Here is an 11,577-nt window from a genome sequence, read left to right as displayed (position 1 = left end):
TGATTATGCTCAACACCAAACTCTCAACCGCAACAGAACGTCCGGTTGTCTTTGCGCAATATCATGCGAATGTCGGCGAACTGTCTCTGTGCCCGCTTGAACCGCAAGGCGACAGCGCGAACCTGCATGACTGGTTCACACGAGACTATGCCCGTTTCTGGAACATGGGACACTATTCGCAAACCGACATTGCAACCTTCTATGCAAAGCTCAATGCCAGTGGTCATGCCGCAAGCTACCTGGGCTTTTTCGAGGGCAATCCCGCCTTCATCGTCGAATCCTACGATCCCCGGCATGATCAGGTCGGCAAGCATTATGATCTGGAGGAGGGCGACTGGGGCATGCATTTTCTCGTCGCCCCACCGCGCCGGACAATTCCCGGCTTTACGCTGGCCATCATCCGCACGGTCTTGAGCTTCCACTTCGACAATCCGCTCGTCAAACGTCTCGTGGTCGAGCCGGATGTTCGAAACGAAAAGGTTCATGAACTCAACCGCAAAGTCGGCTTCGTCAGCGCCCACACCATAGAGCTGGAAGAAAAGACAGCGCTTTTGTCTTTCGTCACCCGCGAAGCGTTTTACAAAACTCTTGAACAGGACATAAACGAATGAATATCTCCGCGTTCCCAATACCCTCCTTTTCGCCTGAAAAAGCATCGGCACATCTCGGCCCGCTGGTTTGGGAGGATGTCAACCGACACCTCGTGCATAAGGCGCTGGCAGAATTTTCTCACGAACTGCTTCTGTCCCCTAAGCTCATATCGAGCGAAGGCGACTGGGGGCTTTACGAGGTCCGTCCCGAGCAGGAAGGTGAGATCGTCTATCGCTTTAAGGCAAGACGTCTGGCGCTGGACCATTGGTCGATAGACCCTGACACAATCGAGAAGACGGTTGCGGGCGATGAAACGCCGCTGGATGCACTCTCGCTGATTCTGGAATTTGCGCAGACATTGGGCATCAGGGAAGCCATGCTACCGACCTATCTGGAGGAAGTCTCCACGACACTTTATGGCGCATGCTACAAGCGCGAGGAACGTCATATCTCCTCCAGACAACTCGCCCTTGCTGATTATCAAACAATCGAGGCGGGCATGACGGAGGGGCATCCGACCTTTATTGCCAACAACGGGCGTATCGGTTTCGACGCCATCGACTACCGCCTTTACACACCTGAAGCCGCGCACCCGGTCCAGATTGTCTGGCTGGCAGTCAGCAAGGAGCGGGCGACCTTCTCCTCGATCACGGAACTCGACTATCACAGCCTGATTGCGGAAGAACTCGATGAAGCCAGTCTGGATGGATTCGAGACGCGACTGACACGGCTTGGCCTGAACCCCGATGATTACTGGTTGATGCCGGCACATCCCTGGCAATGGTTCAACAAGCTGGCGATTACCTTTGCCGCAGACGTGGCGCGCCGCTACATCGTGTGCCTCGGCTATGGAAACGACAGCTACACGGCGCAGCAATCGATCAGAACGTTTTTCAACGCGACGGACAATCGCAAGCACTATGTCAAAACCGGGATTTCCGTTTTGAATATGGGCTTCATGCGCGGCCTGTCACCCAAATATATGCTTGCGACACCAGCTATCAACGAGTGGCTGGATGACCTCATATCGACCGACGAGTATCTGCGCCAGAATGGCTTCAGCATTTTGCGCGAAGTCGCCGCCATCGGCTATCGCTATCCCTACTATGATCAGGGACTGAAGCTCGATTCGCCCTATAAGAAAATGCTCTCGGCGCTCTGGCGCGAAAGCCCTCTGCCGCGCCTGCGCGCAAACGAGCGGGTCATGACGATGGCAGCGCTGCTGCATAAGGATAAGGATGGCATATCGCTGGTGGCGGAGTTGATAGCCGCATCGAACCTGGATGCACAAGACTGGATAGCGGCCTACCTGAAAGCTTATCTGGCGCCGCTCATCCATTGCTTCTATCGCTATGATCTGGCTTTCATGCCCCACGGCGAAAATCTCATTCTCGTGCTTGAGGACAATGTCCCGGTTCGCGCCATCATGAAGGATATCGGCGAGGAAATCGGCATCTTGAACGGCTCGATCGAGGTGCCAGAAGCAATATCCCGGATCTCCTATACGCTGGACGAGAAGATGAAGCCGAACTGCATCTTTACCGATGTGTTCGATTGCTTCTTCCGGTACCTCTCGGCAACGCTGCATGAAACGGACACCCTGCATGAGGACCGCTTCTGGAGTCTGGTCGCGGAATGCTGCCGCACCTATCAGGCCGAACATCCTGACCATGCGGACAAATACCAGCGCTACGACTTTTTCGCAGAGCGCTTTGTGCGCAATTGCCTCAACAGGCTGCAACTCAACAACAACCAGCAGATGCTGGATTTGCTGAATCCCGAGGACAGCCTTCAGTATATCGGCGAACTGGAAAACCCGCTGGCCCGCTTCCGCTAGGCGTCGTCATAGTCGCTGGTAAAATGCGCGACGAGGGCTGCCGTGTTTTTTAGCCCGGCAGCCTTCATCAGTCTCGCGCGATGGGACTCGATGGTTCGCGGTGACAGACCAAGTTCGGCGGCAATGGCCGCATTGGTTTTGCCTTGCGAAACCAGCGTCACGATCTGTCGCTGCCGGTCCGTCAGGCCCAAGCGCTGCTGGACAACGGGGCGGGTAATGGGTTGGAAACAATACAGCGCTTTTGCAAACGGGTCCGTCGCGTGGCGTGTTCTGCCATGGACCTGGCACCAGAACCGCCTGCCATCACTCGCCGTCATGATGCGCTCATCGTAATAGACCTTCCCACCGGGCAGATGCGCTTTCCACATACGTCCCGTCTGCACGAAGTCGGCATGTTTGGGGTAAAGACGGGCAAAGCTTTGATCGATCAACTCTGCGCGCCCGTAACCGAAAAGTCCGGCGAATTCCTCGTTGCAATCCCGGATGATCCGATGCGTGGCATAGACCATCGGCACCGGTATCTCGCTCAAAAGAACGCACGTTTCGTCCTGATCTTCCTTCAACCTTCGCCCCTCTTCCGTGCCGTATAAATACGGCTAACCTGCTCCGATAATCAAGCATAGCTTTGATGTCTCTGCCGCGCGGTTTTGCGGTGGAAAAGGAGGAGAGATGCGGAAAGTAAAAGCGACGGCCGTGGAAGCGCTTGCGGGTGCATTGCACGACGGTATGACGATCATGTCGGGTGGCTTCGGGCTCTGCGGCATTCCAAACAGCCTCATCGAGGCCATTCGCCTGTCTGGTGTCAAAGACCTGACGATTATTTCCAACAATGCTGGCGTCGATGGGTATGGCCTCGGCATCCTGCTGGAAACAAAACAGATCCGAAAGATGATTTCGTCCTATGTGGGTGAAAACAAGCTGTTTGCCGAGCAGTTTCTGTCCGGCGCTCTGGAGCTTGAGTTCAATCCGCAAGGGACTTTGGCGGAGCGCATCCGTGCGGGTGGGGCAGGCATACCCGCATTTTTCACCAAGACAGGCGTCGGTACGCTCATTGCGGAGGGAAAAGAGGTTCGTCGGTTTGGCGACAGCGATTATGTCATGGAAACCGGACTGGTTGCGGATCTGGCGATTGTCCATGCCCATATCGGCGACACTGAAGGCAACCTCGTCTACCGAAAAACCGCGCGCAATTTCAATCCGGTCATGGCAACGGCTGCGAAACTGACAGTTGCCGAAGTCGAGCATCTCGTTACCGTCGGCGACATCGATCCCGACCATGTCCATACGCCGGGCATTTTCGTTCAGCACGTGGTCCATGTTCCCAACCCTGAGAAACGGATCGAGCAGCGCACGACCCTTCAAAAGACGCAGCAGGAGAACGTCTAAGATGGCCTGGACCCGGGACCAAATGGCGGCCCGCGCCGCGAAAGAATTGCAGGATGGTTTCTATGTCAATCTGGGTATCGGCATCCCGACCCTCGTTGCGAATTACATTCCGCAAGGAATAGAAGTGACGCTTCAAAGCGAAAACGGAATGCTGGGCATGGGGCCTTTTCCCTTCGAGGGAGAGGAAGACGCCGACCTGATCAATGCCGGAAAGCAGACGATCACGGAGCTTGCCAAAACCAGCTACTTTTCATCGGCCGACAGTTTTGCGATGGTCCGCGGCGGACATATCGATCTTTCGATCCTTGGCGCCATGCAGGTTTCCGAGAGCGGTGATCTCGCCAACTGGATGATCCCCGGCAAAATGGTCAAGGGCATGGGCGGGGCAATGGACCTCGTGGCGGGCGTCAAGCGTGTCGTCGTGGTCATGGAACACGAGGCGAAGGGCGAGCCGAAATTCCTGAGGGAATGCAACCTTCCCCTCACGGGCAGGCGTGTCACCGATCTTCTCATCACCGACCTCGGGGTCTTTACCCTTTCGCGTCAAGGAAATCCCAAGGCGAGTTTGATTGAGTTGGCCGATGGCGTGTCTATAGACGAGATACGCTCTAAAACGGATGCACCGTTCGACCTTGCCTTGGCTTAAGTACCAGTTCGGCGTCAAAGCCCTCCAATAAACGCCGTAATCTCTGCCTCTGAAACAACGTCTGCATATTTGGCATTCATGTCGAACAGGTTGGCCTCGTGCGGGGCAGGGTGACGGTCACCACAGGCATCGCGCACGACGGTGGTGATGAAGCCGTGCGACATGGCATCAACGCAGGATGCGCGGACACAACCGCTGGTCGTCAGGCCGGTGAGGATAACGTTGTCGATACCCATCGCGGTCAACAGAGACGCAAGCGATGTGCCAAAAAATGCGCTGGGATATTGTTTGGTCACCACAAATTCGTTCGGAAAGGGAGCCAGACCCTCGGGCCAGGCAGCCAGTGGGTTACCTGCTGTAAAGCAGGACAGCGGTTTGGCCTTTTGGAAAAACCGGCCACCGTCGAGCCCGCTTGGATGGAGTGTCACACCGGTTAAAATAACGGGAATATTCTTTTCCCGTGCGAGCGCACGTATCCTCAGCGCGCTTGCGAGCGCGGCGTCAACGCCAGCAAACAGCGGACTGTCCGGTTCGAAATAGGCCTGAACAAAATCGACCAGCACCAAAGCAGGCTTTTTGCCGAAGCCGATGCGGTTGTTGTAAGCGCTTGCGTAGTTCGCCATCAGTTCGGTATCTGTCACGGCCTGTCATTCCCCCAGTTTCATGTTTGTGCTTCTGCCCAGATCATGAAACCAGGCCGGGCGGGATCAACTGATGATGGGGGGTGCTTGCTTGAAAAGCCGCACCTGCACGCAGGCACAGCGCATCGGCATTCGGTCGCCCGACGATCTGGATACCGGTCGGCAAGCCGGTGCGGCCAAGGCCCGCTGGCAGCATCAGGGCAGGTAACCCCGTCACGTCAAAAATCATGGTGTTGCGGGAGATCAGCGATTGGAAGGATTGGGCCTCGCCGTTGACGTCGACGGTCAGGCTATCGAGCCGACCGGCTTCGCCGCCAACACCGGGTGTCATGACGAGATCGACATCGGCCATGGCGCTGAGGAAAGTCATCTGTGCCTCTGCCCGAACCTGAAGTGCCCGCGCATAGTCAACCGCAGAAAATGCAAGCCCGTTCGTCAGCCGATGCAACAGTCCGGGATCGAAGAGGTCCGCGCGGTCGAGCCTTTGCGAATGCAGAGTGGCCAATTCACTTTGAAGAATGATCCAACCGGCTTCATGCCAGGACGCAATATCGATCCTTCGTAAAGGCACGAGCCTGCAGCCCAAGGTTTCCAGCGTTTTCAGCGCCAGTTCCCAATTGGTCAGAACCGCGTCATCAACCCGCTCTGTAAACCAGCTTGTCGGCATGCCGATCCGTAGTCCCTTGACCGTATGATCGGCCAGAACATCCCCACATTCCGCATTGAGATCCGGTTCGGCTTGCGCCGTCATGAAAGGCAGGACACGGGCTATATCTCTGGCAGAACGCGCCATTGGTCCGACATGATCGAGCGTCCACGATAGGGGGGCGACGCCTGCGCGAGAGACGCGTTCCCGACTGGGTTTCAGCCCGGTCGTGCCGCACCAGCAGGAGGGAACACGAATGGAGCCGCCGGTATCTGTCCCCAGTGCCAACGGCATGAGCCGGGCGGCGAGTCCGGCACCAGACCCGGTGGACGAGCCACCGGTCCAGCGAGTTTTATCCCCAGGGTTTGTCACCGTGCCAAAACGCGGATTGTGCGGTGAACCGGTCGCAAATTCGGTGGTGGCCGTCATCGCAAAGGGTATGGCGCCGGCTGCGCGCAATCGCGCTACGACGGCGGCATCATCAGGTGCAACGCGCTTGCCTGTAAAATGTGAGCCGGAGGTGACGGTTGCACCGGCGACGTCGATAATGTCCTTCACGCCGAAGGGTATGCCCTCCAGCGGTCTCGCCGTGCCGTTGCGCCAGCGTGTTTCACTGTCTTGAGCGGCAGCCTCAAAGCCCGGCACAAAACGCAATACGGCCTCGGCACCAGCGGTGCTGGACCGTATCGCATCGTTCAGTTCATCCAGAACACCGTTGGGTGAAATGCGCCTTTCCGCAAAAGCCGAAAGCAGTTCTTCGACGCCAGCTGTGCGCCATGGCAGATCGGCAGATAGGGACGGGACTGGCGCGGCGGCCAGCACCTTGTCCGGCGCAGGCGCTCGACCATAGGTTCGATCTGCCAGGCCGGGGTCGATGAGTTCGAGAGGATCGAACTCATGACCGATCTCAATTGCGGGGTCGGCGACCACCATTGCGGGAGGCGTCCGGTTCATTTTATTCCGCTGCGATCTGCGTTGCATTTCTCGATGCCATCAGGGGCTGGATGCGCTCTCCAAACTTATCGAGGCCGACCAGAAAGTCATCGAATGTCAGCATGATGCCCTTTGTGCCGGGAACAGTACCCGCTTCGTCCAGCATCCGCGCGACATTGGCGTAGGAACCGACCAATGTCCCCATGTTGAAATTGACGGCACCTTCCGGCAGGTTGATGTGCTTGGCTGTCGAATTGGTGTCGGCGGTCGCGTCTTTTCCACCTTGATCAGCCATCCACGCCAAGGCGTCGACATCGGCCCCCTCGCGGTAGCTTTCCCACTTTGCCTTGGCGAGTTCGTCCGTCTCTTCGGCAATCAGCATGAACAGCACGTAAGCGCCCACATCGCGACCGGTCTTTGCTGCGGCCTCGAGAAGTTTGGTGTTGTTGGGCGCGTAGGCTGTCGGCGTGTTTATGCCGGCCCCCATGACGAAGTTGTAGTCGGCATATTGCGCGGCAAATTCCATTCCACGCGGGCTTTGCCCGGCGGCAACGATCTCGATCTTGTTTTGCGGCTTAGGCTTCATCATGCAGTCCTTCATGGTGAAGTGCGTGCCTTCGAAACTGCATTCGCCGTTGGCCCAGAGCTCTTTCATGATGTGCACGTATTCGGTCGAATAGTCATAGCGGTAACCGAAATAGTCGTTGCCGGGCCACATGCCCATCTGGTCATATTCGGCCATCTGCCAGCCGGAGACGATGTTCACGCCAAAGCGGCCGGGCGCGACGCTGTCGATGGTGGTGGCCATGCGTGCAACGATGGCAGGCGGCAATGTGAGAACCGCGGTCGATGCGAAGAGCTTGATCCGCTCGGTCACCGCCGCCAGGCTGGCCATCAAGGTGAAGCTTTCCAGATTGTAGTCCCAGAACTCCGCCTTGCCACCGAAGCCGCGCAGCTTGATCATCGACAGGGCAAATTCCAGCCCATATTTTTCGGCTTTCTGAACGATCTGCTTGTTGAGCTCGAAGCTGGGCATGTATTGCGGCGACGTCGTGGAGATAAGCCAGCCATTGTTTCCGATGGGAATGAAAACACCGATATCCATGTGGTTCCCCTTTTTATCTGGTGGACATTTGGAGCAGTATGTACGAACTAATGCAAAAATATTTGGGGCTGTAAAGCCAAAAATGACGTAAGTTTAGGCTTGCCTATTAATTACTCATTTGGTGTTTTTGGGCGCAGCAGCGCTGTGCTGCCGAAATCGTCAAACAGCAGGCAAGAGTGCAGATCGCCAATCAATTCAGCAAATATGTGCTTTGTAACGCACCACCCGTGCGGATTTCAGCTTTCAGCGCGAAGCGTCGTGGTGAAGGTAAAGCGCTCGGCAGGCAACACCTGAAATGCATATTCCAACAGTCGCCGACCAGACCCGTAGTAGCGTCGTGTTACGACGAGTGCGAGGTCTCCTGCCTTCACGCCAAGCCTGCCTGCGGTCACCTCATCCAGTGCGAGAGGCTTTATATCCTGTTGGATTTCCTGGATTTTTTCACCGGTAAACTGTTCTATGTAATGGAAGATGGCGCTGCGGGCGACAGTAATGTCTTTGACCGCGGCCGCCAGCTTGGCGTCGACATAGACCTCGTTCCAGGAAAAGGCTCTGTTACCGCCGCCCGAGTAACGGATACCCGCCATATGGTAGAATTTGCGGCCTGGACGGCACCCCAGCTCGACGGCCAGTTTGCCCTGTGCGGAAATTTCTTCTTTCGTGTCGATCACGAATTCCGTCTCGGCGGCAATCTCGAACAGCTCGGAGCGCGAATGGGCAATGAAACGTTTGTTTTCGGGATCAAACCCGGCTTCGACACGGGTTCCAACACCTTTGCGTGCCGAAAGACGGCCTTTGGTCCGCAATGTGCCAATCGCTTGGCGGACGGTCTGGCGGCTCACGCCCAGGCTGATCGCAATTTCGTTTTCGGTGGGAAGCAGGGAGCCGACGGGGTAGTCGCCCTTATTGATGCGGCTTTCAAGATGGTGTGCGACCTGTAAGTAGAGAGGCGCGGTATCGATTTCCGGCTTCCAGTCAGTGCCTTTATGATCCAAGCCCGTCTCATCCCATGTAAGGCGTATAGCCGCATTCTTGTAGCAAAATGTTCAATCCTCTTTACCATCCAAACGCAAACAAAATTCGGTTGGCGGTCTGCCCCGCAGAGCGACGCTTGCGAGGCGACGCCAAATCAATTAGTACGTACATATACCGGACATAAATTTCCCAGGATATTGATACGCATGTCGGATTTAGTCGCCGAACAGGTCCCGCCAACGCACCCTGCATCTTCGCTCGCACAGACATTGATTGCAGCCACACTCATCCAGATCGTCGCGACGGCCAGCGTGCTCGCCTTGACGGCGATTGCGCCAACCGTGGCGGCGGACCTCAATATTGGCGCTTATTGGATCGGTTATCAGATCAGCCTTATCTACGCCTCTGGCATGTTCTCTTCGGCTGTTGCAGGAACGCTTGTGCAGCGCTTCGGTCCTATCAGGATCGAGCAGATCGCTTTGACCTGTTTCGTGGTCGGCTTTGCGGGTATAGCGACGGCCAGCATACCTCTAATCATTTTGGCCTCGTTGCTGATCGGCATCGGCTATGGCCTGAACAACCCGGCATCTTCGGAAATGCTCAGCCGCGTCACGCCGCAAAACAGGCGCAACATCGTTTTTTCCCTGAAGCAGTCAGGCGTGCCGCTCGGGGGTATTCTTGCCAGTTTCGCGTTTCCGTTTCTGTCGCGTTATGTCGGTTGGCACGTGGCTTTGCTGATCGGCGCAGCCGCTCCGCTTGTTACGATGGGTTTGCTGGCGATGACCCATGCGGCGCAACCCAAAACGCAAAAGAAAGTGCCGTCCTTATTGCGAGGGCTGATCGATGAGCAATCGACGATCTGGCGGAATCCGCGCCTGCGCGCGCTGAGCTGTCTCGGCTTTGCCTATTCGGCCATGCAGCTTTCCGTGTCCGCCTTCGCGGTGGTTACGCTGGTGCATGATGCGGGTTGGTCGCTTCTGGCGGCTGGTTCTGTCGCTGCTGCGATGCAGTTTGCCGGTGCCTTCGGACGTATTTTCTGGGGTGTCGTCGCAGACCGCATTGGCGGTGGATACATCACGCTCTCCCTGCTCGGCTTGCTGGGTGGCGTCGGTTATGTGCTGCTGTACTGGTTGCCGGAGCTGCCGGTCGTGGCGCAGGTGGCTCTGTTCGTTGCGATGGGTGCGGTCACGATCGGCTGGAATGGCGTGCTTCTGGCCGAAGTGGCGCACAATGCCCCGGAGGGCAGGGTTGGCGCCATTACCGGCGGCGTCCTGGTCTATACATTCATCGGTGTCATCGTTGGCCCGTCCTCTTTCGCAAGCGTCTATGCACTCAGCGGACATTACGGGACGAGCTTTCTGATCTTCTCCCTCTTTGGCTTTGCCGGAATGATTGTCGCATGGCGGGCTCACGCGTCCCGCGATTGATCGACCGTCCCCGACGCTAACAGGAGGTCCGAAAGATCCGGCCCCGGCGCCTTTCTTCGCCTATCGCGCATGCACATCAGCGTCCAGATGATCAGAATTCGCGCGCTACATTGGAAGGCTTTTTGGCAAACGCCACTTAAATGTGCAGTGCAAAAAAATAGGCAAAAGGCGATTGACGATACCTTGAATATGTACGTACATTACCTTCACGGCAGCTTGTCAGGGCAGCCTTAGGACGCCCGGAAATGCCGGGATAACAGAGGGGATGTTGTTCATGCGTATGCTTGCCGTCAGTTCAGTGTTGGCTGTTTCCGCTCTTGCGGCCATGTCGATCCCAGCCGTTGCAGACCCCATGGCGGATGCCAAAGCCATCATCGAGCAACACCGCGCCATGCCGGTCTTCACGCCTCCGGGCGAAGCCTTCGATGCCAAGTCCTGCATGGCGGGCAAGAAGGTTCTCTCCATTCCCATTTCCATGACGATTCCGTTCAATGTCGAGCTACAAAAAGCGATGTCTGAGGCGGCAAAGGAGATCGGCTTCACCTACGCCACCTGGGATAACCAACTGAAAATCGACCAGTGGGTTCAAGGTGTTTCCCAGGCCATCAGCCAGAAATACGATGCTCTTGATCTGGCCGGAGGTCTCAATCCCGAAGTGCTTGGACCCCAACTTGGAGAGGCGCGCGCTGCCGGTTTGAAAATCTCCACCACACATTTCTATGACGTTACCCAAAAGGCCGTTCCGAGCGTCGATTATTCCGGCAAGGTGGATTTCTCCGGTGCCGGAAAACTGCTGGCAGCCTGGGCCTATGTGCAGACGGAAGGCAAGCCGAATGTGCTGGTCATCGGCTCATCCGATGTGCTGCCATCCATCCCTTTCGTACAGGCGATCAAGGATCAGCTGGCCGCCCTTTGCCCGGATTGCAAGGTCAAACACCTCGACGTTCCCGTCTCCGAATGGGCGACGAAGATACAATCAGGAACCCAGTCCGCTTTGCTGGCTGATCCGTCGATCAACTATATCTTGCCGATCTACGATTCCATGTCGCAGTTCGTTATTCCCGCCATGCGCATCACCGGCGCGGAAGGCAGCGTCAAGCTTGCCAGCTTCAATGGAACTCCCTTCGTGCTGGATATGGTCCGGGCAGGCCAGGTCCAGATGGATGTCGGCGAAAGCCTCGGCTGGGCGGGGTATGCGGCCATCGATAACATCATGCGCATGCTCTGCGGAAAGCCGGAAGTGGCCAAGCTGAATGTCCCTTTGCTGGTCTTTGACGAGAGCAATATCGCAACGGTGGGGACCCCCGCCAACTTCAACGATGGCTATGGTGATGCCCATCTCGACGGGTTCCGCAAGCTTTGGAAATTGAAGTAATCAGCCGTTCAAGCA

Annotated in this window: 11 protein-coding genes; 6 read left to right on the top strand and 5 right to left on the bottom strand. The window is 56.6% G+C overall.

Going from position 1 to position 11,577, the window contains the following annotated elements; genetic code table 11:
• Window positions 1-5: 5 nt before the first annotated feature.
• Together RMR21_RS17565 and RMR21_RS17560 are read left to right on the top strand one after the other, a co-directional pair.
• Window positions 6-611: a GNAT family N-acetyltransferase gene (locus RMR21_RS17565; RefSeq protein WP_498670752.1), complete on the top strand. Its 606-nt coding sequence runs from the start codon at window positions 6-8 to the stop codon at window positions 609-611.
• Window positions 608-2,428, top strand: coding sequence for an IucA/IucC family protein (locus RMR21_RS17560; protein ID WP_498670751.1), 1,821 nt, complete (start codon window positions 608-610; stop codon window positions 2,426-2,428). The genes RMR21_RS17565 and RMR21_RS17560 overlap by 4 nt, the downstream gene beginning before the upstream one ends.
• Here the strand turns inward: RMR21_RS17560 and RMR21_RS17555 are convergent.
• Window positions 2,425-2,991 (bottom strand): PAS domain-containing protein, encoded by a 567-nt coding sequence (locus tag RMR21_RS17555; protein WP_498670750.1) that lies wholly within the window; start codon window positions 2,989-2,991, stop codon window positions 2,425-2,427. The genes RMR21_RS17560 and RMR21_RS17555 overlap by 4 nt on opposite strands.
• 106 nt (window positions 2,992-3,097) lie before the next feature.
• Between RMR21_RS17555 and RMR21_RS17550 the strand changes: the two genes are divergently transcribed.
• A complete protein-coding gene (locus RMR21_RS17550; protein ID WP_498670749.1) occupies window positions 3,098-3,814 on the top strand; it encodes a CoA transferase subunit A in 717 nt (238 codons plus the stop codon).
• A gap of 1 nt (window position 3,815) precedes the next feature.
• Window positions 3,816-4,460, top strand: a complete 645-nt coding sequence (locus RMR21_RS17545) for a 3-oxoacid CoA-transferase subunit B (RefSeq protein ID WP_498670748.1) — start codon at window positions 3,816-3,818, stop codon at window positions 4,458-4,460.
• A 14-nt stretch (window positions 4,461-4,474) separates the two neighbouring features.
• Here RMR21_RS17545 and RMR21_RS17540 read toward each other — a convergent pair whose 3' ends face one another.
• From RMR21_RS17540 to RMR21_RS17525, 4 genes are all read right to left on the bottom strand, one after another.
• Entirely contained in the window at window positions 4,475-5,083 is a 609-nt protein-coding gene (locus RMR21_RS17540) for an isochorismatase family protein (RefSeq protein ID WP_498671774.1), read from the bottom strand.
• 61 nt (window positions 5,084-5,144) lie between these two features.
• Complete coding sequence (locus tag RMR21_RS17535) at window positions 5,145-6,701, bottom strand: amidase (protein WP_498670747.1); 1,557 nt, start codon at window positions 6,699-6,701, stop codon at window positions 5,145-5,147.
• A gap of 1 nt (window position 6,702) precedes the next feature.
• The gene (gene rutA / locus RMR21_RS17530) at window positions 6,703-7,785 is read right to left on the bottom strand and encodes a pyrimidine utilization protein A (RefSeq protein ID WP_498670746.1); all 1,083 of its coding nucleotides are present in this window, start codon (window positions 7,783-7,785) and stop codon (window positions 6,703-6,705) included.
• Window positions 7,786-8,021: 236 nt separating this feature from the next.
• On the bottom strand, window positions 8,022-8,780 hold the full coding sequence (locus tag RMR21_RS17525) for a GntR family transcriptional regulator (protein ID WP_498670745.1): 759 nt from the start codon (window positions 8,778-8,780) through the stop codon (window positions 8,022-8,024).
• Window positions 8,781-8,966: 186 nt separating this feature from the next.
• On the opposite strand from RMR21_RS17525, the gene RMR21_RS17520 reads away from it, so the two are divergent.
• Window positions 8,967-10,187: an MFS transporter gene (locus RMR21_RS17520; RefSeq protein WP_498670744.1), complete on the top strand. Its 1,221-nt coding sequence runs from the start codon at window positions 8,967-8,969 to the stop codon at window positions 10,185-10,187.
• Window positions 10,188-10,461: 274 nt separating this feature from the next.
• Entirely contained in the window at window positions 10,462-11,562 is a 1,101-nt protein-coding gene (locus RMR21_RS17515; protein ID WP_498670743.1) for a sugar ABC transporter substrate-binding protein, read from the top strand.
• Window positions 11,563-11,577: the final 15 nt, after the last annotated feature.

It is taken from the genome of Agrobacterium sp. rho-8.1 (genome assembly GCF_033957725.1).
GTDB lineage: Bacteria > Pseudomonadota > Alphaproteobacteria > Rhizobiales > Rhizobiaceae > Agrobacterium.
This window is presented reverse-complemented; position numbering and strand designations above follow the sequence as displayed.

What these genes read in the sequence shown, in the direction of transcription:
- RMR21_RS17560 (WP_498670751.1), top strand. Translation starts at nt 608, where the DNA reads ATGAATATCTCCGCGTTCCCAATACCCTCCTTTTCGCCTGAAAAAGCA.
- RMR21_RS17545 (WP_498670748.1), top strand. Translation starts at nt 3,816, where the DNA reads ATGGCCTGGACCCGGGACCAAATGGCGGCCCGCGCCGCGAAAGAATTG.
- rutA (WP_498670746.1), bottom strand. Translation starts at nt 7,785, where the DNA reads ATGGATATCGGTGTTTTCATTCCCATCGGAAACAATGGCTGGCTTATC.
- RMR21_RS17535 (WP_498670747.1), bottom strand. Translation starts at nt 6,701, where the DNA reads ATGAACCGGACGCCTCCCGCAATGGTGGTCGCCGACCCCGCAATTGAG.
- RMR21_RS17550 (WP_498670749.1), top strand. Translation starts at nt 3,098, where the DNA reads ATGCGGAAAGTAAAAGCGACGGCCGTGGAAGCGCTTGCGGGTGCATTG.
- RMR21_RS17515 (WP_498670743.1), top strand. Translation starts at nt 10,462, where the DNA reads ATGCGTATGCTTGCCGTCAGTTCAGTGTTGGCTGTTTCCGCTCTTGCG.
- RMR21_RS17565 (WP_498670752.1), top strand. Translation starts at nt 6, where the DNA reads ATGCTCAACACCAAACTCTCAACCGCAACAGAACGTCCGGTTGTCTTT.
- RMR21_RS17520 (WP_498670744.1), top strand. Translation starts at nt 8,967, where the DNA reads ATGTCGGATTTAGTCGCCGAACAGGTCCCGCCAACGCACCCTGCATCT.
- RMR21_RS17540 (WP_498671774.1), bottom strand. Translation starts at nt 5,083, where the DNA reads ATGGCGAACTACGCAAGCGCTTACAACAACCGCATCGGCTTCGGCAAA.